23 protein-coding genes are annotated in these 23,047 nt (G+C 45.9%); 9 read left to right on the plus strand and 14 right to left on the minus strand.

Annotated features, from left to right (window positions below):
• Window positions 1-15: 15 nt before the first annotated feature.
• Window positions 16-810 (minus strand): pimeloyl-ACP methyl ester esterase BioH, encoded by a 795-nt coding sequence (gene bioH, locus Q4Q46_RS05745; RefSeq protein ID WP_311905473.1) that lies wholly within the window; start codon window positions 808-810, stop codon window positions 16-18.
• 32 nt (window positions 811-842) lie between these two features.
• Between bioH and Q4Q46_RS05750 the strand changes: the two genes are divergently transcribed.
• The 7 genes from Q4Q46_RS05750 (at window position 843) to nfuA (ending at window position 8,095) form a co-directional block, all read left to right on the plus strand.
• Complete coding sequence (locus tag Q4Q46_RS05750) at window positions 843-1,625, plus strand: ComFC family protein (protein ID WP_311905474.1); 783 nt, start codon at window positions 843-845, stop codon at window positions 1,623-1,625.
• 178 nt (window positions 1,626-1,803) lie between these two features.
• Entirely contained in the window at window positions 1,804-2,550 is a 747-nt protein-coding gene (locus Q4Q46_RS05755; protein ID WP_311905475.1) for a helix-turn-helix transcriptional regulator, read from the plus strand.
• Window positions 2,551-2,552: 2 nt separating this feature from the next.
• Entirely contained in the window at window positions 2,553-3,230 is a 678-nt protein-coding gene (locus tag Q4Q46_RS05760) for a response regulator transcription factor (RefSeq protein WP_006084628.1), read from the plus strand.
• Window positions 3,217-4,464 carry a sensor histidine kinase gene (locus Q4Q46_RS05765; protein ID WP_311905476.1) on the plus strand — a complete coding sequence of 416 codons (1,248 nt, stop codon included), beginning with the start codon at window positions 3,217-3,219 and terminating at the stop codon, window positions 4,462-4,464. The genes Q4Q46_RS05760 and Q4Q46_RS05765 overlap by 14 nt, the downstream gene beginning before the upstream one ends.
• A 194-nt stretch (window positions 4,465-4,658) precedes the next feature.
• Window positions 4,659-5,423 (plus strand): outer membrane protein OmpK, encoded by a 765-nt coding sequence (locus Q4Q46_RS05770; protein ID WP_311905477.1) that lies wholly within the window; start codon window positions 4,659-4,661, stop codon window positions 5,421-5,423.
• Between the two features lie 105 nt (window positions 5,424-5,528).
• Entirely contained in the window at window positions 5,529-7,277 is a 1,749-nt protein-coding gene (gene urdA / locus Q4Q46_RS05775) for a urocanate reductase (RefSeq protein ID WP_311905478.1), read from the plus strand.
• A gap of 239 nt (window positions 7,278-7,516) precedes the next feature.
• On the plus strand, window positions 7,517-8,095 hold the full coding sequence (gene nfuA, locus Q4Q46_RS05780; protein ID WP_006079591.1) for a Fe-S biogenesis protein NfuA: 579 nt from the start codon (window positions 7,517-7,519) through the stop codon (window positions 8,093-8,095).
• Window positions 8,096-8,179: 84 nt separating this feature from the next.
• On the opposite strand, the gene Q4Q46_RS05785 is transcribed toward nfuA, so the two are convergent.
• On the minus strand, window positions 8,180-10,117 hold the full coding sequence (locus Q4Q46_RS05785; RefSeq protein ID WP_311905479.1) for an alpha/beta hydrolase family protein: 1,938 nt from the start codon (window positions 10,115-10,117) through the stop codon (window positions 8,180-8,182).
• Between the two features lie 80 nt (window positions 10,118-10,197).
• Entirely contained in the window at window positions 10,198-11,565 is a 1,368-nt protein-coding gene (locus tag Q4Q46_RS05790) for an MATE family efflux transporter (protein WP_311905480.1), read from the minus strand.
• A 22-nt stretch (window positions 11,566-11,587) separates the two neighbouring features.
• Between Q4Q46_RS05790 and Q4Q46_RS05795 the strand changes: the two genes are divergently transcribed.
• The gene (locus Q4Q46_RS05795; protein ID WP_006084622.1) at window positions 11,588-12,634 is read left to right on the plus strand and encodes a polysaccharide deacetylase family protein; all 1,047 of its coding nucleotides are present in this window, start codon (window positions 11,588-11,590) and stop codon (window positions 12,632-12,634) included.
• Here Q4Q46_RS05795 and Q4Q46_RS05800 read toward each other — a convergent pair whose 3' ends face one another.
• The 5 genes from Q4Q46_RS05800 to Q4Q46_RS05820 form a co-directional block, all read right to left on the minus strand.
• Window positions 12,635-13,267 (minus strand): SCO family protein, encoded by a 633-nt coding sequence (locus Q4Q46_RS05800; protein ID WP_311905481.1) that lies wholly within the window; start codon window positions 13,265-13,267, stop codon window positions 12,635-12,637. It abuts the gene before it with no gap.
• Between the two features lie 47 nt (window positions 13,268-13,314).
• Window positions 13,315-14,220 (minus strand): heme o synthase, encoded by a 906-nt coding sequence (gene cyoE / locus Q4Q46_RS05805; RefSeq protein WP_006079596.1) that lies wholly within the window; start codon window positions 14,218-14,220, stop codon window positions 13,315-13,317.
• 14 nt (window positions 14,221-14,234) lie between these two features.
• A complete protein-coding gene (locus tag Q4Q46_RS05810) occupies window positions 14,235-15,212 on the minus strand; it encodes a COX15/CtaA family protein (protein WP_311905482.1) in 978 nt (325 codons plus the stop codon).
• The gene (locus Q4Q46_RS05815; protein ID WP_263204143.1) at window positions 15,212-15,757 is read right to left on the minus strand and encodes a redox-active disulfide-containing membrane protein; all 546 of its coding nucleotides are present in this window, start codon (window positions 15,755-15,757) and stop codon (window positions 15,212-15,214) included. The genes Q4Q46_RS05810 and Q4Q46_RS05815 overlap by 1 nt, the downstream gene beginning before the upstream one ends.
• A gap of 90 nt (window positions 15,758-15,847) precedes the next feature.
• Window positions 15,848-16,612, minus strand: coding sequence for an SURF1 family protein (locus tag Q4Q46_RS05820; protein WP_311905483.1), 765 nt, complete (start codon window positions 16,610-16,612; stop codon window positions 15,848-15,850).
• Between Q4Q46_RS05820 and Q4Q46_RS05825 the strand changes: the two genes are divergently transcribed.
• The gene (locus Q4Q46_RS05825) at window positions 16,611-16,829 is read left to right on the plus strand and encodes a DUF2909 family protein (RefSeq protein WP_311905484.1); all 219 of its coding nucleotides are present in this window, start codon (window positions 16,611-16,613) and stop codon (window positions 16,827-16,829) included. The two genes, Q4Q46_RS05820 and Q4Q46_RS05825, sit on opposite strands and share 2 nt — an antisense overlap.
• A 4-nt stretch (window positions 16,830-16,833) precedes the next feature.
• On the opposite strand, the gene Q4Q46_RS05830 is transcribed toward Q4Q46_RS05825, so the two are convergent.
• From Q4Q46_RS05830 to lexA, 6 genes are all read right to left on the minus strand, one after another.
• Window positions 16,834-17,709 (minus strand): cytochrome c oxidase subunit 3, encoded by an 876-nt coding sequence (locus Q4Q46_RS05830; RefSeq protein WP_253989502.1) that lies wholly within the window; start codon window positions 17,707-17,709, stop codon window positions 16,834-16,836.
• Window positions 17,706-18,287, minus strand: coding sequence for a cytochrome c oxidase assembly protein (locus tag Q4Q46_RS05835; protein ID WP_311905485.1), 582 nt, complete (start codon window positions 18,285-18,287; stop codon window positions 17,706-17,708). The genes Q4Q46_RS05830 and Q4Q46_RS05835 overlap by 4 nt, the downstream gene beginning before the upstream one ends.
• Window position 18,288: 1 nt before the next feature.
• Window positions 18,289-19,881: a cytochrome c oxidase subunit I gene (gene ctaD / locus Q4Q46_RS05840; RefSeq protein ID WP_261272343.1), complete on the minus strand. Its 1,593-nt coding sequence runs from the start codon at window positions 19,879-19,881 to the stop codon at window positions 18,289-18,291.
• Between the two features lie 9 nt (window positions 19,882-19,890).
• Entirely contained in the window at window positions 19,891-21,447 is a 1,557-nt protein-coding gene (gene coxB / locus Q4Q46_RS05845) for a cytochrome c oxidase subunit II (RefSeq protein ID WP_107402923.1), read from the minus strand.
• 402 nt (window positions 21,448-21,849) lie between these two features.
• Complete coding sequence (locus Q4Q46_RS05850) at window positions 21,850-22,362, minus strand: cell division inhibitor SulA (protein WP_006079607.1); 513 nt, start codon at window positions 22,360-22,362, stop codon at window positions 21,850-21,852.
• A complete protein-coding gene (gene lexA, locus Q4Q46_RS05855) occupies window positions 22,359-22,979 on the minus strand; it encodes a transcriptional repressor LexA (protein ID WP_006084613.1) in 621 nt (206 codons plus the stop codon). The genes Q4Q46_RS05850 and lexA overlap by 4 nt, the downstream gene beginning before the upstream one ends.
• Window positions 22,980-23,047: the final 68 nt, after the last annotated feature.

Here is a 23,047-nt window from a genome sequence, read left to right on the forward strand (position 1 = left end):
CTCAAAGATAAAGCGTTAACGTGTCTGTAACGCTAACCAAGGCATAAATACCTGCAAAAACTCCTGTTGATGGGAAATAAACGGCGCGTGAGAAGCTTTGGCGAGCATCACATCTTCACTTTGAGCTGTGATGGGCATTTTAGGTGGTACGCGTTTGGGCACTAGCCCGTCGAGTCGGCCCCAGATCCTTAGCCAAGGTTGTTGCAACTCTATCAGTTGCTGCCTTAAGTCGACGTCGGTTAGCATATTTAGGCCTTGAGTTAAGGCTCTGGTATTGGGTAAAGGACGTGCGAGGACAAGATCGCGCAGTCGTTTGATATCTTCCTTGGCGGTTTCGCTACCCATGGCTTGAATCGCCAGAAATCTCTCTATAGTTTTAGGTAAATTTTGGCCGAGTTGTTCTCTAAATTGATTAAGGACTTGTGGCGGAATGCCCGGCCATGCTTCGTCTTCCCTTGCCATAAAGCAAGGGGATGAGGCAATAGTAATCAAGCCTTTGATTTTTTGTGGATAACTTAACGCTGCCTGAGTCGCAACTAGCCCACCGAGTGACCAGCCGGCCCAAATAGCGTGTTCAGGCAATGCAGCGACTAAGGTATCGACCCAGGTTGATAGGCCACCTTCAACCATTTGGCTATGGCCGAAGCCCGGCAAGTCTACATAGTGCACCCTATACTGAGACAGTGACTCATGTAATGGCGTAAACACAGCGCTATTCACTCCCCAACCGTGAAGCATCACCAGATCTGGCCCTTGGCCGCTGATTTCAATATGCAAATTTGCTTGGTTTGTGGATGTCACTTGGCTCACTTGAGTGCCTCAAAAATGGATTAGGTGAATGTATGCCGTACTTTGTCAAAAGGATTTGGCCGCAATCTGCTTTGCGGATAATGCGTTTAGGCTATCAACTCGGTACAAGGTGGTTGGCGGGCAGTTTACCTAACCGTTGCCTGCTGTGCCACCAATCCATATCACTTCCCGAGACTGGCATTTGCGCCGTTTGTCTTCAATCTGGCTTATATCATGGGCCTATTTGCTTAGGTTGCGGTAAGTCGATGCAAATAGAAGTCGATTATTGCGGTGAATGCCAAAAGCGCCAGCCACGTAAAGTCATTGCGCCTTGTAGTTATCATCAAGGTTTGGGTGCTTGGGTTGGTGCGATTAAATATCAAGGTCAACTTGCCGCTTTGCCCGTGCTTTGTAGCGCCTTAGTGGCACGCATTAAGGTATTAGAACAGCAAGGATTAATCTCGCTGCCTCAAGCGATAATGCCAGTCCCATTGCATCCCAAACGCTTACAACAACGGGGATTTAATCAGGCGTGGTTAATTGCTCATGAGCTTTCACAGCTCTTACAACTGCCATTAGTGAGCGAGGGATTAACGCGCCAGCAAGACACTCGGCCGCAGGCCGGACTTTCGGGTGCACAGCGACGACGCAACTTACACGGGGCCTTTATGTTAGCGGATGATTTTGCGTTCCAGCGGATTGCACTGGTGGATGATGTGGTCACGACAGGCACCACAGTCTCTGAAATTGCCCGCTTATTCGAAGCGCGATACGTACATGTGCAGGTATGGTGTTTGGCAAGGGCTGAGGCGCCAGGCTTGTTGGATGATATTTAAAAACGGTTAAAAGCATTGCTCCATTATATCTTTGTGTATGTCAAAATCATGTCAAAAATACTGAGTAAAAAAGAATAAGTTTTACTTTTGCGACAAGATGTAAGTATCTGTATCAATGGGTTTTGTTTATTTTTTGTATTGAGATACCTTCCTATATTATTTCGTTTGGAGGGTATTTATGGACGCTAAACTGGCGCGATCAAATGCAGATACGGCATCAACGCTGAAGGACGTTATTCAGGCGATAAACTACTCTTTAAAGCTACATGGTTTTTGTGGTTTCTGGTTTCAAGGAGTTCCACATTGTGCGTATGAAAATTATCACTTTCCAAAAGATACCAATCTGTTCTCTCCTACGGCACTAAGAAAACCTATCGCCAGCATAGCTTCTTCCCCTGTTATGGCTGAATTACAGCGTTTTTATTTAAATCAGATAGCCTCCCATGATTTCAATTTTGGTTTTTCATTGGATACTTCAAAATCTTATATGTATAGATTCACGAGTGAAAAAAATGATAAGACCAGCCTACTGTTTAGTAAGCATAATATTCAAAGTGTTTTGAGCTGGCCCATCTCTTGCCACTCTAATCGTCATTGGGCTGGCCGCTTCATACTACTCAGCCATCTTAGTGCCTCGGAGGTGGTGTTAGAGGGATTGGCAGACACTTTAAAGGAAGCCCAAAACAAGCTGTTTGAATGTAATAAACAATTGTTCAATCCATTTCTACAAAGCTCGCTACTTAAAGATAATGCGAGAGATATCCTGCTCATGGTCGCAAACGGCCTTCAGAATGACGAAATTTCAACTCAGCTCCCGATAAGTGTCAGAGGAGTTGAATATCATATGGAAGCTATGCGCAAGAAATTTGGGGCTACAAATAGAGCAAACTTAATCCATTTAGCCCATCAATATGAGTTGATCTAAATATGTTGATATTACTGGTTGAAGATAATCGACTTCTCTCTAACAACATCATTCAATATCTTGAATTGAGTGGCATAGAGTGCGATTACGCTTTCAACCTAGCTCAGGCTGATATGCTCATTAGTCAGCAGCAATTTGACGCTATTATTCTCGACCTAAATTTGCCTGATGGTGATGGGATTGAAGCATGTGAACGCTGGAAAGCACAGTGCATTACTTCGCCCATAATAATGTTAACCGCACGTAGTAGTCTGAATGAGCGCTTGAATGGGTTTGCTGTTGGCGCGGATGATTATTTAGTAAAACCATTTGCAATGGAGGAACTCGTCGCGCGATTGAAGGTGGTTGCTCAGCGTCGTCCGGCGCCTCAAAGGCTAGTCATTGGGGAGCTAGAAATTGATTTTGGAAACCATAGGGTATATCGCCAAGGACAGCTTCTTGCTTTACCTAAAACAGGCTGGCAGATCCTTGTTTTATTAGCTCGGCGTAGCCCAGAAACAGTGAGTAGAGAAGAGATTGAGCGAACGATTTGGCCCAATAGTGCTCCTGATAGTGATAGTTTACGCAGCCATATTCATCTGTTACGAAGGGTGATAGATCGACCCTTTGAACGACAAATATTGCATACGATTCGTGGAGTCGGTCTAAGCCTTAGGGATGATATCAATGCAAGCTCCTAAGCTTAGCCTCAAGCGGAGCTACCAAGTATGGGGTGTTATTTTTCTATTAATAACATTAGGTATTAATAGCTTTATACCACTGTGCATGATGTGTGCAGGTATGATTTCTATGCATGAGGTCACCATACATAATGCAGGGCAAGCTGCTGAGTCATTACTGACTATGGCGGAACATGCTCAACCGCAAAAACAATTACTTAATCAGCCGATTCTAAAAACTGATAACTTAACCGTCTATCTTAATTGGTCAGATATCCCTCCGCTGATTCGACAATTAAGTAATGATGAAGTCTTAACTGATGCGAATACAATTCTGTATGAGCATGCAGAAGGTCCCTTTGTTGATGCTTTGAGTGTGTACTACACACAGAGTGGCCAGCCACTCTATGTTTGGCTGCAGTACAGCGTTACCCATGACTTGCAATTTGCACCTAAAAACATGACTGCAATCTTGCTTCTAGTATTGATAACCTTCTGTGCAAGCGCAGGCCTTGCGTTTTATATGCAAAGTAAAGTGATTACACCTGTCCATCAAATTAGCCATGCGATTAAGCAGCATGATTGGGAGGGAGGAGGGAAACTTAGCTTACCGAAACAAGAATATGCTGAATTAAAGGCTATTGTTGATGCTTTAGATAACTCAATTTTACAACTTCAAGAGGCTCAGCAGCGGGAGCTAAATTTTCTGCGATTTGCTAGCCATGAATTACGTACGCCTGTTGCAATATGCCAGTCTTCATTCGAAATCCTCGCTTTACAACAAGGTGAACTCACTGGAGCGACTTTGTATGCTTCTCAAGCGACTGGACAAATGAAGTCTCTTATTGAAACACTGCTATGGTTAACAAATAAAGAGTGCTCCAGCCTAGAAAAAGAAAACGTAGCTCTGTCACCTTTACTTCTCAGTATTATCGAGGAGCAGCAACAAGTACATGGTCATGAACAAAAAATACAGTTATTAGCTGATGATACTTGTTTGCTAGTTCAGCTCCAGCCTTTAAAAATAATAATAAGTAATTTATTAAGGAATAGTATTGAACATGGTGGAGTCGATATTAATATTACTCAAGAAGGTCATTGTGTTGAAATTATTAATTCCTACAATAGTAACGGTCATAATGGATTCGGTTTAGGATTACTGTTGGTTAAACGGCTGGCAGATCAACTCGATTGGTTTTTTACAACATCATCAAAAAATGGCATGTTTATAGCAAAATTAATTATAACTAAATGACTTAAATATATTTCATCGATGTTTACTACATTTAACCACACACTTTTTAAATCTAACAGCGCCTTTGGGTCTAGATCACATAGCCTTCATGTTAGCTATAGTAAATTAATCCAATAAAGTTTATCAGGCATGGATAGTATTCTTTTTTTAAAAGAACATTGTCTCAAATAATATATGGATATGTGAGAGGTTTTATGTGTAACAAGAGTGTTATAACAGCTTTGTTTGGCGCGATTTTTGTCAGTGGTTCAGTATATGCTGATGTGAATAAGACTAGCGTAGATTTAGGTTATAAATTCTACACAAACGACACGAAAAATGATAACCCAGGCGTTTTTAATCAACCTTTTGTTAAGTTAAATCATCTGGGAATTGCAGATTGGGGATCCTATTTTGCTAATGTTAAGTTAGAAAATCCTGCCGAACTCGCTGAAAATCAAAGAAACATAGATGGCAAAACTACAATTAAATCGTTAATGATAATAGAAAATAGGCTAGGAGACTCTCAGTTTAATTTTTGGACGCAAAACTTTGTATCAGCGAGTGAAACTTTAGTTGAGGATAATCTTTATTTTGGTCTTACCCATAATGCTAAATTCAAAGACTTATCATTAAATTATGGTGTTGGTTTGAACTATACATTTGGACATTTTTCACCTACATCAGCGAAGTTTAACGATTTATCAGGCTACGCTGTCGTACTGAATGCAAAGTATCCATTTGACTTTTTGGGTTTTAACCACAGTTTAAGCTTAAATTATGAGGCTCAAATCGATAGGGATGAAGTACATCAAGAGCTTTTTTCATACAACAGTTACGGCCACCAAATCATAACAACTATACAAACAAAACTAACAGATTCGATATATTCTAAGTTGCATCTAACTCATTATGATAGTTGGGGCTCGCAATATAACGATGGGCTTGAGTATGGTATATCGATTGGTTATCAATTTTAACTATTAATCAGAGGGTCTGATGTTTTTCAAATATACGGCCTCATCTCTATTAGTGATCATTTCAAATATTCAATCTCTTTATAAAAGTTGATAAGGGAAGCAATAATGCATTATAAAAAATCCATGATAGGTCTTACTGTAACTGCGATAGCTATTATTGCTGGCTGCCAAGTTACGCATCAAATAATAAAAAGCCAAGGTACTGCTCAAGGTAAGCATGGCGAAGTGCAGGTCGAAACAACATTCAAAGACGGGCATATTGTTGCGATTGATGTACTTAAGCAAAAGGAAAATAAAGTCCTTGCAGGTGCCGTATTTAAAGATGTGAAACAGGCAATTATTGATAACAACTCTATCGAGGTTGATGGTATCACTGGTGCAACAGTGACGTCTAAAGCGCTAAAAGAAGCCGTGGGCAAGAGTATTGAAGCCGCAGGGGTAACACTAGTTGCTGTCGCTTCAGCTAAAAAAAGTGAAGCATTAACTCCTGCAGAATATACCTATGATGTCGTGGTCATTGGCTCGGGTGGTGCAGGTTTTAGTGCAGGCTTAGAGGCAATGGCTGCAGGTCGAACAGCTGTTATTATTGAAAAGATGCCAATTATTGGTGGTAACTCATTGATCTCTGGTGCAGAGATGAATGTGGCTGGTAGTTGGGTGCAAAAAAATATGGGAGTAACTGATAGTAAAGACCTGTTTATTAGCGATACGTTAAAAGGTGGAGATTTCAAAGGCGATCCTGAAATGGTTAAGACCATGGTCGATAATGCTGTAGAGGCTGCAGAGTGGTTAAGGGATTACGTCAAAGTAGAATTTTATCCAGATCAGTTATTTCAGTTTGGTGGACATAGCGTTAAACGGGCCTTAATCCCTAAAGGTCACACTGGCGCTGAGGTGATCAGTAAGTTTTCTATTAAAGCCGAAGAAGTGGGCTTACCAATTCATACAAATACAAAGGCTGAAAAGTTAATCCAAGATCAAACAGGTCGAATTGTTGGTGTAGAAGCGACTCATAATGGAAAAACGATCACTTACCATGCAAAACGTGGTGTTGTGATTGCTACGGGTGGATTCTCATCTAACATGAAAATGCGCAAAAAATACAACCCAGAGTTAGATGAACGTTATGGTAGCACTGGCCATTCAGGTGGTACTGGTGACGGTATTGTGATGGCAGAAAAAATACATGCAGCAGCTAAAAATATGGGATATATCCAGTCATATCCTATTTGTAGCCCAACCTCTGGTGCTATTGCCTTGATTGCAGACTCTCGCTTCTTTGGTGCAGTGTTAATCAACCAGAAGGGCGAGCGCTTTGTTGAGGAATTAGAGCGCCGCGATGTTATCTCACAAGCTATTTTAGCCCAACCTGGCCGTTATACTTATGTGTTATGGAACCAAGCTATTGAAGATGTTGCCCATACCGTTGCTATGCACCAAGGAGAGCTAAAAGAGTTCACTAAAGATGGTCTGATGCATAAAGTTGATACATTGGAAGATGCGGCGAAGGTTTTCGATATTCCAGTGGAAAAACTAGCATCGACTATCAAAGATGTTAATCATTATGCTGCTACAGGTAAGGATGAGGCTTTTAATCATCGCTCAGGATTGGTTGATTTAAGTAAAGGACCTTATTGGATTTTAAAGGCTACACCTTCCGTGCATCATACAATGGGTGGACTAGTGGTTGATACTCATACTCGTGTATTGGATGAGCAAGGCAATGCTATTCCGGGCTTGTTTGCCGCGGGTGAAGTGACAGGCTTAACACATGGTACCAATCGTCTCGGTGGTAACGCCTACACTGATATTATTGTTTTTGGGCGCATAGCAGGGCAAGCTGCGGCTAAATAACTTGTGTTTTATGTCTAACTTAAGCGACTCAATTGGGTTGCTTAAGTTTGTAAAGAATGATTGTTTATTCGTGCATAATACGGTGTTTACAGTCTTATTTATGATGAGTAAATCGTGATCGCTATGGCAAAAATCCACAAACTTGCTACCCAAGGGACTACAAAGCCAAGGTGAGTCGGAGTATCATACGGCTAATTCTTACTAAAACACTCAGGTATCCCCTGACGGAGCAGGTTTTCATGATTACCATTTCCGATGCGGCTCAAGCCCATTTTGTTAAGTTGTTAGCAGATCAACCTGAAGGCACTCATATTCGCGTATTTGTGATCAGTCCAGGAACCTCGCAAGCCGAGTGTGGTGTGTCTTATTGTCCACCGGATGCAGTAGAAAGTGATGATATTGAAATCGAGTTCACTGGCTTCAATGCTATGGTCGATGAGAAGAGTGCACCTTTCCTTGAGGATGCCACTATCGATTTTGTGACTGACCAATTAGGTTCACAACTCACGCTCAAAGCGCCTAATGCAAAAATGCGTAAAGTGTCTGGCGATGCTCCTTTAGTCGAGCGTATCGAATACGTGATCCAATCTGAAATCAACCCTCAGTTAGCCGGCCATGGTGGTAATATCATGCTGGTTGAAATTACCAAAGAAGGTGTAGCTGTACTGCAGTTCGGCGGTGGTTGTAACGGTTGTTCTCAAGTTGATATCACTCTAAAGGATGGTATCGAAAAACAATTGTTAGACATGTTCCCAGGTGAGTTGACTGGCGTACGTGACGTGACAGATCACCAACATGGTGAGCATTCTTACGCTTAATCTTGTTGGTTGAGCTGAATAAAAAACGCGACCTTAGAGTCGCGTTTTTTATATTTGGCATTCGCTTAAAGTGCTGCTGTTCAGTTATAACTTTGGGTTGAGATTATCAGCTAAGAACTTATCTAAAGCTTTAAACGTCGCGAGTCTGTTGTCGTTATTGCTCAGGTAATGATCGCCATTTTCCAGCTCAATATACTCCACCGGTTTTTTCAGTGATTTGAGTTCGTCATACATTTCTCGGCTATGTTGAACCTTCACCACTCTGTCCTTATCACCATGTAGCAGCAATACTGGGATGTTAATTTTATCGGCTTTACTGATCGGGGAGCGGTCATAGAGCGCATCAAAGTCATCCCCTATTTGCTCTTTAACCACTTTGTAGTTAGTAAATCTTCGGCTCGATTTCACTAGATAGGCCACATCGGTAACGCCCGCCACACTCACGGCGCAGCGGTAGAGATCGGGAGTCATGGCAGCCCCCATTAAGGCCGCGTAACCACCATAGCTAGCCCCGACAATACAAATACGTTTAGGATCGCTAATCCCTTGATCTATTAAGTAGCGAGTTCCGTCTTCGACGTCATTTTGCATTTCGAGTCCCCAGCTTTTTAGGCCAGCTTTCATAAACTCATAGCCGTAACCTGCCGAGCCCCTGAAGTTCATCCGAAATACCGCATAACCACGATTTGCGAAGAACTGTGCCCAGTAGTCGAAGTCGTTGCTGTCGTAACTGATGGGGCCGCCATGGGGGAAGATTATCGTCGGCAGTTGCTTGGCTTCAAGCCCTTTTGGCACGGTTAGGTAAGCATCGATTTTGAGCTTATCCCTTGCCTCATAAGTTAAATATTGGGTATCGGCGAGGAGTTCACTCTTGAGCCTGCCATATCGGTTAGCGATGGGATAAAGCGTTTTTTCGTCCCTATCGCCAAAATAGTAAGTACCGGGCTCGGTCGAGCTAGTGGAATACACTATATAACGGCGTTCATCTGCACTGAACTGAGTGATGTAGTTGTGTGCATTGGGTAACACGGCTTTTAGGCCATTTTGTAGGCTCACATATTCTTTTTCCCAAAAGGTGTATTCTTCGCCGTCACCCTCACTGATACCAATGACTTTTTTCTTCAGTTTCGAATAGAGTAAATTACCTTCAACGTCAGTATCTTCATTGGCGTAGACTAATTCTTTTGTGAGCTTAGGATCGGTCAGATTGACTTTAAATATGGCTTCGAAACCTTGGTGATAGGCGCGAACGTAAAGAATATTGGGGTCAACATCGAAACCTAAGGGCCAAACACTGTCTTCTGAAAAGGCTTTAAAGGTCCAAAGTAAGCGTGAATCACTCTTCTGTTCTGGCTGTTCATAAATACGGTACTCAGTCTCATCGTTATAGATAGAAATACGGACCTTGTGTTGTCTGTCGGTAATCCAACTGATGATCTTCTTTTTAGCATTTTGGCTGTAACTGGACTTACCCTGCGCTAAATTGACTTTTAGTACGCTATCTTCGCCTACGTTTTCGCCCATTCCGTCTAATGACAGTAAAATATTGTCGGGATCATCTGGCATAAGATCGATAATTTGCCCCTGATGTTGCGGGATCCAATTGAGACGATCTAAGACACTGCGGGGAATGACACTTGAGGTCTTTTTTGTGGTCAAATCATACTTAACAAGGCGGGTTTCGGTTGTCGGTGTACCGTAACGGTTAGCCGGAAACTTAGCACTGATCAATAAGATATTATCGTTTGCCCACTGCAGAGACAGGATGACAAATTTTTGATTATCCGTGTGCAGCGGAATGCTTTTTTCGCCTGTTTCTATATCTTGGATACTAACGACAGTTCCTTTGAGTTTGGCTTGGTCGACGCGTACAACCGATGCGAGTTTTTTGCCGTTAGGCGAGAGTTGCACAGAGCTCACATCTGGGATGCTGGCAAAGGCTTCAACGGGTAATTGTGGCGCTGTGTCGGCAACGGCATGGTTGCATAGCCATAGGAAAAGCAGCGGTAAAATCCTTTTCATTATAGAATCACATCTTTGTTACAATTGTAAAATCAACATCATAGTGATTTTGAGATTTGTAAACTACTGTCTTTACAGATTTATTTATTCAAAAAGTCTTTGCTGAAATAATAATGCCCCGCAAGCGTCAGGCTTCTGGCGATCATAAAGACACTCATGGCGGCCCAAAGGGCGTGGTTACCTTGCTCAGGCACTAATAGTTGCTGCAGCAAATACCAGGTCGGGAAAAATGCACCGAAGGTGGCGAGTATCATGCTATTGCGCATCACTTTGCCTTTAGCGGCACCTATGTAAACCCCGTCGAATAAATACGAGCTAAAAGACCATAAAGGCAAAAATATCAGCCAGATAAGATAGGTCTGTGCTGTGGCTCTGACCTCATTAATGCTGGTCAATAACGCGATAATGTTGCTACCAAAAAGACTGAATACAGCGCAGAACCCTAACGCAGTAATGGCCGACCAGCTCCAGGCTAAGATCACTGCTTCCCGTAATTGCTCCGCCTGTTTTTGGCCATAGGCTCGGCCGACTTCTGCCTCGGCATAATAGGCAATGCCATCGAGTGCATAGGAGATTAACAGCAGTAAATTCAGTAACACGGCATTGGCGGCAACGGTATTATCACCCAGACCCGCACCATGAAAAGTCATAAAGGCAAAGGCCGCTTGCAGGCAGAGGCTGCGGATAAAAATATCTGTGTTGAGCCTCAGTAATTTGCCGTACCCTGTCAGGGTGACATGGGGTAATAGCTGGGATAAGTGAAAATCGGCTTCGCGCTTGAGTTGCTGTAACACCATAGTGAGTGCGACTGAGAAAGCGGTGATATCGGCAAAGACTGAGGCGAGGGCGGCGCCTTTAACGCCCCAGCCTAAGCCGAGGACAAACACCACATCGAGAATAATATTGGCAAGGTTGGCTAATATCAGCTGCCACATGGCGGCTTTAGGTTGCTGACGTCCCAATAGCCAGCCAAGCATTACTAGGTTGAGTAGAGCGAAGGGCGTTGACCAAATTCGTACCTGAAAATACTCGCGGCAATAGCGCTCGACTTCGCTACTCGCTTCGGATAATCCTAGCGCTAAATTTAATATCGGGACTTGCAGCGCGATAACGCCAGCGCCCAATAACACAGCTAGCATAGCGCCTTGGACTAAGAGTTTATGCTGGGCGTGAAGATCATTTGCACCATAGGTCTGCGCGACTAAACCTGTGGTCGCCATACGCAAAAATCCCAATAACCAAATGATTAATGTGATAATCGTTGACCCGACAGCGACTCCCCCTAAATAATAGGCTTCACTCAGATGACCTATGACAGCCGTATCGACTAAGCCCAAAAGTGGGATAGTGATATTGGAGAGTATCATCGGCAGGGCAAGCGCCAGTAATTGACGATTTTTCGCGCCGTTGAGCATCAGGTCGAGCCAAGTTGATTTAGCTGTATTCATTAATTTCAGAGGTGTTCACATTATGGTTAAACGTGTGCTGTTGGCACTCATAGGGCTAATGACGTTTTCTGCCCATGCCGTGGTCATTCTGCAATATCACCATGTATCAGAGACCACTCCGGCGGCCACAAGCGTGACGCCCGCGCAATTTCGTGAGCAAATGCAGTTTCTAGCCGATGACGGCTTTAAGGTGATCCCGCTTTCTCAGGTAGTTGAAGCGATAAAGCAAAAACAAGATTTACCGGCGAAAACAGTCGCGATTACCTTCGACGATGGTTATCGCAGCATAGCCACTACGGCGCATCCTATCCTAAAGGAATTTGGATTTCCCTACACCTTGTTTGTGGCAATTGAGCCGATTAAACAAAAGTTTACCGAGATGATGACTTGGGATGAGCTGATAACGCTATCCAAGGAAGGCGCCGATATTGCTAACCACAGTTGGGCGCACGAACATTTGATCCGCGCCTTAGAAAATGAATCACAGGCGCAGTGGCTAGCGAGGGTAAAGGCCAATGTTTTAGACACAGAAAAAGCCATTTTGGATGCCACAGGTCACAATTTCAAAATGCTGGCTTATCCCTACGGTGAGTACAATCAAGCCTTGCAGGATATGTTAACTGAGAACGGCTTTGTCGCCTTGGGGCAACAATCGGGTGCCGCTGGGCCCTATTCGCCATTAACGGCGCTGCCGCGTTTCCCTGTTGCAGGACAATATGCTGATTTAAAAAGCCTTAAGGCCAAGCTATACAGTTTAAATATGCCTGTGATTGCGCAGAGTCCTAGTGATCCTGAGTTAAAGGGCGGCCATTGGCGCCCAGAGCTTAAAGTCACCCTAGATATGAGCGATATCTCGGCTAAGCAAGTGATGTGTTATATCCAAGGTCAAGGTTCAAAACAGCCGACTTGGTTGAGTGAGAACGAGTTTAGTGTTCAAGCGGATTTAGCCTTACCTGCGGGGCGTTCGCGTTACAACTGCACTGCGCCGAGTAAGGCGCGCAATGGCTACTATTGGTTTTCTCAGCCTTGGGTGAGGCCAAAGGATGATGGTTCTTGGGTCAAAGAGTGATCAACGTCTAGGTTTGTATTGCGCCACTATTTTTCTAAAATCGCTAATCATTTCATCATTTAACACCTGCGGCGGTTTGCCTAATGCGGCCGTAGGTTTAAACACTGCGACTCGCGTTCCCTGCGGTGACACCAGTACATAACCCGCACTATGGTCGACTTGGTAGTTTTCCCCTTCACCGACCATGGCATAGGTCAGCCCTAAGCTGCGGGTGAGCGGGAAGATTTGTGTCTGCTCGCCCGTGACCGCTTTAAATTCTGGATTGAAAAAATTAACATAGGTCAGGAGTTTATCCGGTGTGTCCCGTTTGGGGTCGACGGATAGAAACACCACCTGCAATGGCGCAATTTTGTTTAGATCGGGATAAGCCGCCGCGAGTTTATTTAAGGTCGTAGGACAAACGTCGGGGCAAAAGGTAAAACCGATAAAGAATAAGCTCCATTTCCCCTGCAAGCTGGCGTTGGTAAAAGCCTGCTGATGTTGATCAACCAATTCAAAGGGCGCTAATTCATAGGCCTGCGGAAACAAAAAACCACTCTCTAGCTCGATAGGTTTCGGGGGATTAAATTTCACCGCAAATAGACCGCCAAGGCCGATCAATAATATGGCGATGACTAAAATTCTTTTCTGCATTATTGGCTCCATAACGACAGGTTAGCGCGACAAACGAGTTGCATACACTAGTTCCACAAATAGTGGTCGAGCAGTAATGCCATAAATAACAACATCAAATGATAGATAGAGAAGCGGAACACTTGCATCGCCAAGCCATCATGATCCCGATATTTAAGTTGCCATGCTTTATAAATAAATCCGGTGCTGAGCAAACTAGAGCAGACGAAATATACAGGCCCACACATGCCAACCAGCACAGGTAATAGGCAAGCAATCGCCAGCAATACTGTGTAAAGCAGAATACAGGTTTTAGTAAACTCGACACCGTGGGTAACCGGCAGCATGGGAATATCCACTTTGGCATATTCGGCGCGTCTGTGAATGGCCAGAGCCCAAAAATGTGGCGGCGTCCATGTAAAAATGATGATCACTAACAACAGCGCATGGCCGTGAAATTCGTTCGTCACTGCAGTCCATCCCAGCAAGGGTGGCATAGCTCCCGCAAGGCCTCCAATCACAATGTTTTGTGATGTTGCGCGCTTCAAATAGGCCGTATAAACCAAGGCATAACCAATCAAGCTGGCAAAGGTGAGCCAAGCTGTGAGTGGATTTACTAAGGAATATAAGACGATAAAGCCAAGACTACCTAAGCTAGCGGCGAAAATTAACGCGCGGGTTGCCGAAATACGCCCTTTGGGTAGTGGGCGATTGTAGGTGCGTGCCATTAAGCCATCAATACGGCGATCGATCAGATGATTTAACGCTGCCGCCGAACCCGCCATCATGGCAATGCCCAGCATGCCTGCGAGTAAAGGTTGAACGGGCACAGCATGGGGCACAGCCAGACACATGCCGACTAAGACAGTGAGCAGCATGAGTGCGACCACTTTAGGTTTAGTCATTTCAAAATAGGCGCGCCATGTCACGCTGAACGTGGGTAGGCTACTGGTGATTGAGAGTGGTTTTGCCATCTTGGAGCCCTCGCTTAGGCTTTGCGCCATAAGAAATAGTTGATTGCGACTAAGGTCAGCAGCAGTAGTGCCGCCCCGCCGTTGTGAGACACGGCAATACCCAGTGGTAAATGCATTACTACGTTAGAAATACCTAAGCTCACTTGTAGGATCACTAACCCTGCCAATAAGAGGCTTAAGGCCCTCATTCCTGCCGCGCCAACAAATAATCGATAGGCGAGCACGAGTAATAAACTCGCGGTAACAATAGCGCCAATTCGGTGGGCGATATGGATAGTCATACGGGCTGGGTAATCGAGCACTCCAAATTCGAAACTAGGGTGTTGGCCTTGGAATGGTGAAAAGGCCTCCGCTATTGCCAAGTTATCCACCCAGTTGCCTTCGCAAATGGGTAAAGCGGTGCAGGCTAGCGCCGCATAGTTAGATGAGGTCCAAGCGCCCAGCATAATCTGACCCACAAGCACGAACAGGCTCACCAGTGCCAGCGGTGCCAGATTGCGGGCATAGGTTTCGCTATTAAAGATCCGCCGCGGCCGCGTTCGTAGATAGAGGAGTAACAACAGTGAAATTAGGCTGAAACCACCAATAAGATGCGACATCACCACTATGGGCATGAGTTTCATCGTCACTGTCCACATGCCGAGTGCGGCTTGAAAGAGGATCAGCAGCACTATGATGAGCGGTAACTTTTTCGGTGCTTCTGGCGTTTTCAGGCACAAAACTAAGATTAACAACACCAGTAAGCCAAGTCCGCCTGCGATATATCTGTGGATCATCTCCAGCCAGGCTTTCTCTGGGTGGATATCGTGATCGGGATAGATGGTTTGGGCATGGGCGATTTCATTGTCTTGGGTAGGCACCTTGATATGGCCGTAGCAACCCGGCCAATCGGGGCAGCCTAGACCTGCATCCGATAGGCGAGTGTAAGCACCCATTAAAATCACTAATAGGGTAAAGACTAAGGTTAAGCGTAGAACCCAAGTTAGCTGCATCAATCTACCCTCGACAGTTTTAACAACTTACGCAGATCCGCAATCAAGGCTTTGCCTTGAGCTAAATGCGCTTCTCTACCCTGCACTTGGGGATAGCGCAGCACTAAGCTGCCTAAGGGATCGACTATGATCAACTGCTGTTCATCTAGCCAGTGGCTTAAGCCAGCATTGGCGGGACGAGTGTTGAAGTTAAAGGCGCTTAAAGCATTAAGATCGCTGTCGGGATGAGTGAGAATGAGTGGTTCGACTCGCGCCTGATCTGGCCCTAGCGCAGTGTGGCTTTGGCGTAAAATATACAGGCGTTCGCGGCAAGCATCGTCGCATTGGGCGGGCAGTAAATATAGCAGTTGCCATTCTTTGGGATTGGGGTTTTCAACCCCAAGGCTGGCATAACTGGTCTCAGGATTGATCAGCTCGCCATGATTAGTGGCGCCGCCGTGGTATAAATTCAGGCTCAGCACTAGCTTGGCTATCACCACGGGCGCGATAAACGCCAGCAACAATAAGCCCAATGCCTTGTGTTTCGATTTATTCTGGGAGTTCATGCTTGCTCCTCTCATTCAAATTATCCCTAATTTATTGTTTTATATTTATTTAGTTTTATTAGTGTCTTGCTAAGTATGGTACGAATTTCCTTATTTGCTCCTTGAGTTTGCGACTGTTTGGGCGCTATGGCGTTTTACATATTTAATCCCTTGCCACAGCATTAGCCCTGCAAATACGGCTGCCATCGAAAACCACTGCAACGCATAACCCCAATGTTTTTGCGCCGACAGTGGGAAAGGTTGCCAAGGATGGGGCAATGTGAGGGAAGGTAATTGCTCTGGTTGCAACACGACAGGTAACACTGGGTGCCCTAATACCTTAGCCATTTCGGGCATATTTAAATTTTGAAAGCGAATACTTGTCCCTGTTTCTGCCATTAAAGCTTGGCTCAAGGGATTGATTTGCTTTTGATAAAGCCTGCCTTCGATATTTAATGCCCCGCTTAGGGGAGTGATGTGGGGTAACACATCCCGATGGGATCCAGCGGCAACAAAGCCTAACTCGACCAGCAACCAAGGTGTTCCAGCTTCCACTTGCAGGGGCTGAAAGGCTAAATAGCCCACTTGGCCCTGATAAATTTGATTATCCAGTAGCCAGATTTGCGAGCTCGTGGGTGTGGCGTGCACTTGAAGTCGATAACCTGTCACCCCTTCTTTATCGATTTTGAGTTGGAGCTGCTCAAAACTTAATGGTAGCAAGGATTGTCTTGCCTCCATTTGGGCTAACAGCCTAGTTTTTTCTTCGCCGCGGGCTAATTGCCATAGACCCAACTTGACCAAAATCCCGAATACAGCCACAGTCAGTATCAGCAAAAAAACCGTTAATTTATTCAGCAGGACATAAGGATATTGCATGAATACCCTGTTTATTTTTAAGTTGGCCTTAGTTCTGCTGTTGCTGTTTATCATTTTTAATTTAGGTAGTGCCTTGTTTATTATGGTGAAAGGCGACAACAAAATGCCTATGAGCCGCTATCTTGGTCGCCGGGTGCTCTTCTCTGCGCTCGTTATCCTGCTATTGCTGGTGGCATTAGGGACTGGATTAATCAGCCCCAATCCCACGCCTTACTAGCGCCTTAGAGTACGTAGACGAAAATAAACAAACACAGCCAGACCACGTCCACAAAGTGCCAATACCAACTGCCCGCTTGGAAGGCGAAATGCTTATCTGCGCTAAAGTGCCCCTTCAACACTCTGAAAAACAACACTAATAAGAATACCGTTCCTAGGGTCACGTGCATGCCGTGAAAACCCGTTAGCAGGAAGAAGGTATTGCCATAAATCCCAGAGGTTAAGGTGAGTCCCATTTCCTGATAGGCGTGGATATACTCTTCGGCCTGTAAGGCAAGGAATCCCATACCTAAGAGTATGGTGATCCCGAGCCACAGCGTAATGGCAGAACGCTTGCCTTTCTCTAAGCTGACATGGGCAAAATGTAAGGTGACAGAAGAGGTTAGCAGCACAATAGTGTTGATTAATGGCAGACCAGTCCATGGCATAGCCTCGGTTTTTGTCCCATCAGGTGTGGTGATCAATGGCCAAACGGCTTCGAACTGTGGCCAGAGCACTTCGTGGGTCATGGCATTATTCGAGGCGCCGCCAAGCCAAGGCACCGCGACCATGCGGGCGTAGAATAATGCCCCGAAAAATGCCGCGAAAAACATCACTTCGGAGAAAATAAACCAACTCATGCCTTGGCGAAAGGATCTATCCATTTGATGGGAATAGAGTCCTGTCATGGATTCGTTGATCACGGTTCTAAACCAACCCACTAGCATAAAGAGGATTACGGCGATGCCAGCGAGCAGTATATAGCCGCCACCGGAGGCACCCGATTTGAGTTGTTGTACAAAGCTTCCTGCACCAAAGGCGATTAAAAACAGCCCTATAGCACCAATGATGGGCCAAGCGCTTTGGGCGGGGACATAGTAAGGTTCATGTTTTGTAGTCATTTTGCAGCTCCTTGCTCTAGGGCAGACGCTAACTGCTTGTCGGTAATGTCGTAGAGGGTGTAAGAGAGGGTCAGAGTGTGGATGGACTCAGGTAACTGAGGATCCACAAAGAAAATGAGTGGCAACTCTGCGCTGGTCGAAGCCGCTAAGTGCTGTTGATTAAAGCAAAAACATTCAGTTTTATTAAAATAGGCAGCACCTTGGCCTGGGGATACCGAAGGTATCGCCTGACCGATTATGGCTCTGTCCGAGAGATTGCGTGCCAAAAAAGCCGTGTGGATAAGTTCGCCGGGGTGGACTTCGAGCCGCTTGGTTTGCGGCTCAAATTTCCACGGCATACCCGTTTGCACTTGGGAGATAAATTCCACAGTAACAACCCGGCTAGTATCAACAGTAATAGCTTGATAATTGCTGGCGGTGTTGGAGGTTTTACCGTTAATCCCAAGCTGCTCACATAGCACATCGTATAGCGGCACCAGCGCAAACCCAAAGCCAAACATACCGATACAACCCATGACTAATAGGCTGATGAGTTTACGATTTGACTTAGGTTTTTCTGGCTGGCTATGGTTGGTCATTTCATTTCACCTCGGGTGGTGTCGTGAAGGAGTGGTAGGGTGCTGGGCTTGGCAATGTCCACTCTAAACCCTCACTGCCTTCCCAAGGTTTAGCGGGGGCTTTTTCGCCGCCACGGATGCACTTGATCACTAGTACTAAGAAAATCAATTGCGATAAACCGAAGGCAAACCCACCAATAGAGACGATTTGATTAATATCGGCAAATTGAATCGAGTAGTCGGGAATACGCCTTGGCATACCCGCCAGCCCAAGGAAATGCATTGGGAAAAACAGTACGTTGACCGAAATCACCGAACACCAGAAGTGCCATTGTCCCAGTCGTTCGTTGTACATATGCCCCGTCCACTTAGGTAGCCAGTAATAGGCCGCCGCCATGATGGAGAAAATCGCCCCAGTTACGAGCACATAATGGAAATGCGCCACCACAAAATAGGTGTCGTGGTATTGGAAGTCGGCGGGCGTAATGGCGAGCATTAACCCCGAAAAACCGCCAATGGTGAAGAGTATGATAAAGGCCACGGCGAACAACATAGGGGTTTCGAAGCTGAGCGAGCCGCGCCACATAGTCGCCACCCAGTTAAATACTTTCACCCCCGTTGGCACCGCAATCAACATAGTGCAATACATGAAAAACAGCTCGGCAAACACTGGCATACCTGTAGTGAACATATGATGTGCCCACACGAGGAACGACAGAATTGCAATACTCGCAGTTGCATAAACCATTGATGCATAGCCAAATAAGGGTTTGCGACTGAAGGCGGGCACTATGGCTGAGATGATACCAAAGGACGGCAAGATCATGATGTAAACTTCGGGGTGGCCGAAGAACCAGAAGATATGCTGGAACATCACAGGATCGCCACCCCCCGCGGCGTCGAAGAAGCTAGTGCCGAAAAACTTATCGGTCAGCACCATAGTTACAGCGCCCGCAAGTACGGGCATCACAGCGATCAGCAGGAATGCAGTGATAAGCCAAGTCCACACAAACAGCGGCAACTTCATCCATGTCATGCCGGGCGCACGTAAATTCACTATGGTTACAATCACGTTGATTGCGCCCATGATCGAACTTATCCCCATGATATGAATAGAGAACACGAAGAGTGCCGTGCTGTCAGGACTATAAGTGGTAGACAGTGGCGCGTAGAAGGTCCAACCAAAGTTAGGTCCGCCGCCTTCCATAAACAGCGAACTGAGTAGGATGGTAAAGGCGAAGGGTAAGATCCAAAAACTCCAGTTATTCATCCGTGGCAGCGCCATATCGGGCGCACCAATCATCATAGGGATCAGCCAGTTTGCTAGCCCAGTAAAGGCGGGCATTACCGCGCCGAATACCATGATCAGCCCATGGACTGTGGTCATTTGGTTAAAGAAGTTGGGCTCGACCAATTGTAATCCGGGCTGAAACAGTTCAGCGCGGATCACCATGGCCATAGCGCCACCGGTTAAAAACATAATGAAGCTGAACCATAAATACAAAGTACCAATGTCTTTATGGTTGGTGGTTAGCACCCAGCGCATGATGCCCTTTGGCGCACCATGATGATGGTCATCATGGGCTGCGGTTTGATCTTGAGTCGTTGTGCTCATCATAATCCCCTACTGTCCATGGCTTGCGATATCAGCAGGTTGCACTGTATCGCCGGTATTGTTGCCCCAAGCATTGCGCTCATAGGTAATGACTGCTGCGAGTTGCTGTGGGCTGAGTTGTTTGCCAAATGCTTGCATAGCCGTGCCTGTTTTGCCGTGCATCACAATATCGAGATGATTGGCGACGGGCCCAGTGGCGATAGCACTGCCAGCGAGGGCGGGGAAGGCGGGTGGTATGCCAGCTCCCGTCAACTGATGGCAGGCCGCACAAGTGGTGGTGTAGACAGTTTCACCTTCGGCCATCAGTGCCTCATGGGTGAGAGTGGGGAGGCTCGCCGGATCCACTATGGTTGCGGAGTCGACAACTGCTGCGGGCTCAGTTGTAGGTGCGGGAGTTGGGGTCGTATTGGCTGGTGCGGTAGCAGGTGCCTGTGTGCCTGCACTACCGTTCATGTGCTCGTTGACGTCTTTGGCCTGTACAGCATCGCCAGTATTATTGCCCCAAGCATTACGCTCATAGGTAATCACAGCGGCAATTTCTTGTGCAGTCAATTGCTTACTAAAGGCTTGCATAGCCGTACCCGTTTTACCGTTGAGCACAATTTCAAGGTGGCCGCTGAGCGGTCCCGTTGCTATCGGACTGCCTTTGAGGTGTGGGAATACGCCTTGTAACCCCTCGCCATTGGGCTGGTGGCAGGCTGCGCAGTGCCCGAGGTAAACTTGCTCACCTTGGGTCATCAGATCATCTTTGCTAAGGGTCTGTGATAAAGCGGCTTGAGCGGCTTCTGCCGCCGCGCCTGCGGCTTGTTTCTGCTCCGTCACCCAAGCTTCAAACTCGGCTTCGGGTATGGCTTGCACTACGATCGGCATAAAACCATGGTCTTTACCGCAAAGTTCGGCGCATTGACCACGGTAAATACCGGGTTTGTCGATGCGAGTCCAAGCCTCATTGATAAATCCTGGGTTGGCATCTTTCTTCACGGCAAAAGCAGGTACCCACCATGAATGGATGACATCTTCAGAGGTCATCAAAAAGCGGATTTTGCGATTTATCGGCAGAACGAGCGGCTTATCGACCTCCAATAGGTAGTGTTCACCCTTGGTTTCGGTACCGTCGATTTGTGCTCTAGGGGTTGCGAGTATGCTGTAAAAATCAATGTCTTGATCGAAATAGCTGTAATGCCATTTCCATTGGGAACCCGTGACTTTAACGGTCAGATCGGCGTCGCTGGGATCTTCCATCGCAATTAAGGTTTTTGTCGCAGGAATCGCCATTAAGATCAAAATGATAAATGGCAGAATCGTCCAAGCGATTTCAACTTTAGTGCTTTCGTGAAAGTGGGACGCGACAGCGCCTTTGGATTTTCTGTGGTTGATCATGGCGTAAATCATCACGCCAAAGACCACAAGGCCAATGGCGCAGCAGATATACAAGATGGTCATGTGCAAGTGATAAACCTTGCCACTGATCTCGGTTACGCCAGGGGTCATGTTGAACCGCATGTCCGCGGCGGCCAACGGTGGTGCGAATAACACCACGAGTAAACAATACAACAATTGCTTCACAAGACTTCTCCTCTGCCAATTGCGAATAGCAACTACAAAGAAGAGCAACACAGTAAGTCTCAACTCTATGCAAACTCTTCAGTTCCCAAAAAAGCTTTTTTGACTTCAACGTGCGTTGGCGGCTGTTACTTTTAATTAAGTATTATTACTGCTGGTATTAGCCACGCTGGCACATACGACTGAAATAAATCTGTTCTCTATTTTTAGTGGCATTTTGAACTCGATTACGGCTCGATTTATTTGCCACGGGCGGCGATATATCATCGCCGACTAAACCAACCATACTTGCTGTTTAAATATTGATCAAGATCACTTATTTATCTAATTGTCTGAAAAATTGCCAAAAAAAAGCCTCACATTCATAGGCGAGGCGGCTTTCAAGGTAAAAAATTAAATGAATATTTAATGTACAGCACTAAAAAAAGATTGTTGGCCGAAGAGGCTACCTTGCTCAATGCGTACGTCGCCATGTAAGTGACTGTTTACGTCTTCTAGCACTATGCCCATGGCGCGGGCACTTTTAGCGACAATTTGCAGGCGACGATTATCGCGTGCATCCAATGATTGGGTCCAGGTAATAACCGCACTGGACGTACCACTTGTTAAGGCTTTTTCCATTGCCCACAGGGTTTCCACTTCATCTTTCGCGTGCACCAGCAAGACTCTGTCCATACGCACGCCTGCATTGGCGAGCATTTGTTTGTAGCCAATACTCGGTGGGTTGATGAGCACTAACCAACGGCCCTGTTGGCTTAACTGGGCGAGTTGCGCACTCAGATGGATTAATTCTTGGCGACCTTGAGTCTTAGTTGGCATGCAGGCGATAGGTGCATGGTGCCAGTCATAGTCGGCATCACGTACTTCATCGAGCCACAAGCCCGGGTGGCGGGGTGCATTGCCAAGTAATTTGTTCATAGCCAATCTCCATTACGGATCACACCGACGGCGAGTCCTTCAATTGTTAAACTTTGATAGCCTAAATCCACTTTAATCGGGGAATAGTCTTCATTTTCGGCGTGTAGATAGACCACATTACCTTTTTTTTCGAAACGTTTAACAGTGACATCGTCGTCGACTCTAGCGACAACCACTTGACCATTTCTAGCTTGTTGTACTTTATGAACTGCCAGCAAATCTCCCTCGAGAATGCCGATATTCTTCATGCTGTCGCCTTTAACCCGCAGTAAAAAATCGGCGGCGGGATGAAACATGCTTGGGTCGACTTGGTAGTACTGTTCAACATGTTCTTGGGCGAGAATAGGTTCGCCAGCAGCTACTTGACCGATAAGCGGTAAACCTGTTTCAGTTACTTCTTCGACTTCCGCAGTCAGACGAATGCCCCGCGATGTGCCTGGCATGATCTCAATGCAGCCCTTTTTCGCCAACGCTTTAAGATGCTCTTCAGCCGCATTGGCGCTCTTAAAACCTAAACGGGTCGCGATTTCTGCCCGAGTGGGTGGCATGCCAGTATCGGCAATATTTCGTTTAATTAGCTCTAAAATTTCAGCTTGGCGTGGCGTCAAAGGTCTCATGGTGTTTCCTGTTTTTCTATACAGTTACTGTTAGTATATACAGTATTATTTGCAGCGCAAGTATTAAC

The sequence above is a fragment of the Shewanella vaxholmensis genome (assembly GCF_031932135.1).
Taxonomy (GTDB): domain Bacteria; phylum Pseudomonadota; class Gammaproteobacteria; order Enterobacterales; family Shewanellaceae; genus Shewanella; species Shewanella hafniensis.

What these genes read in the sequence shown, in the direction of transcription:
- Q4Q46_RS05750 (WP_311905474.1), top strand. Translation starts at nt 843, where the DNA reads ATGCCGTACTTTGTCAAAAGGATTTGGCCGCAATCTGCTTTGCGGATA.
- Q4Q46_RS05755 (WP_311905475.1), top strand. Translation starts at nt 1,804, where the DNA reads ATGGACGCTAAACTGGCGCGATCAAATGCAGATACGGCATCAACGCTG.
- Q4Q46_RS05760 (WP_006084628.1), top strand. Translation starts at nt 2,553, where the DNA reads ATGTTGATATTACTGGTTGAAGATAATCGACTTCTCTCTAACAACATC.
- Q4Q46_RS05765 (WP_311905476.1), top strand. Translation starts at nt 3,217, where the DNA reads ATGCAAGCTCCTAAGCTTAGCCTCAAGCGGAGCTACCAAGTATGGGGT.
- Q4Q46_RS05770 (WP_311905477.1), top strand. Translation starts at nt 4,659, where the DNA reads ATGTGTAACAAGAGTGTTATAACAGCTTTGTTTGGCGCGATTTTTGTC.
- urdA (WP_311905478.1), top strand. Translation starts at nt 5,529, where the DNA reads ATGCATTATAAAAAATCCATGATAGGTCTTACTGTAACTGCGATAGCT.
- nfuA (WP_006079591.1), top strand. Translation starts at nt 7,517, where the DNA reads ATGATTACCATTTCCGATGCGGCTCAAGCCCATTTTGTTAAGTTGTTA.
- Q4Q46_RS05785 (WP_311905479.1), bottom strand. Translation starts at nt 10,117, where the DNA reads ATGAAAAGGATTTTACCGCTGCTTTTCCTATGGCTATGCAACCATGCC.
- Q4Q46_RS05790 (WP_311905480.1), bottom strand. Translation starts at nt 11,565, where the DNA reads ATGAATACAGCTAAATCAACTTGGCTCGACCTGATGCTCAACGGCGCG.
- Q4Q46_RS05795 (WP_006084622.1), top strand. Translation starts at nt 11,588, where the DNA reads ATGGTTAAACGTGTGCTGTTGGCACTCATAGGGCTAATGACGTTTTCT.
- Q4Q46_RS05800 (WP_311905481.1), bottom strand. Translation starts at nt 13,267, where the DNA reads ATGCAGAAAAGAATTTTAGTCATCGCCATATTATTGATCGGCCTTGGC.
- cyoE (WP_006079596.1), bottom strand. Translation starts at nt 14,220, where the DNA reads ATGGCAAAACCACTCTCAATCACCAGTAGCCTACCCACGTTCAGCGTG.
- Q4Q46_RS05810 (WP_311905482.1), bottom strand. Translation starts at nt 15,212, where the DNA reads ATGCAGCTAACTTGGGTTCTACGCTTAACCTTAGTCTTTACCCTATTA.
- Q4Q46_RS05815 (WP_263204143.1), bottom strand. Translation starts at nt 15,757, where the DNA reads ATGAACTCCCAGAATAAATCGAAACACAAGGCATTGGGCTTATTGTTG.
- Q4Q46_RS05825 (WP_311905484.1), top strand. Translation starts at nt 16,611, where the DNA reads ATGAATACCCTGTTTATTTTTAAGTTGGCCTTAGTTCTGCTGTTGCTG.
- Q4Q46_RS05820 (WP_311905483.1), bottom strand. Translation starts at nt 16,612, where the DNA reads ATGCAATATCCTTATGTCCTGCTGAATAAATTAACGGTTTTTTTGCTG.
- Q4Q46_RS05830 (WP_253989502.1), bottom strand. Translation starts at nt 17,709, where the DNA reads ATGACTACAAAACATGAACCTTACTATGTCCCCGCCCAAAGCGCTTGG.
- Q4Q46_RS05835 (WP_311905485.1), bottom strand. Translation starts at nt 18,287, where the DNA reads ATGACCAACCATAGCCAGCCAGAAAAACCTAAGTCAAATCGTAAACTC.
- ctaD (WP_261272343.1), bottom strand. Translation starts at nt 19,881, where the DNA reads ATGAGCACAACGACTCAAGATCAAACCGCAGCCCATGATGACCATCAT.
- Q4Q46_RS05850 (WP_006079607.1), bottom strand. Translation starts at nt 22,362, where the DNA reads ATGAACAAATTACTTGGCAATGCACCCCGCCACCCGGGCTTGTGGCTC.
- lexA (WP_006084613.1), bottom strand. Translation starts at nt 22,979, where the DNA reads ATGAGACCTTTGACGCCACGCCAAGCTGAAATTTTAGAGCTAATTAAA.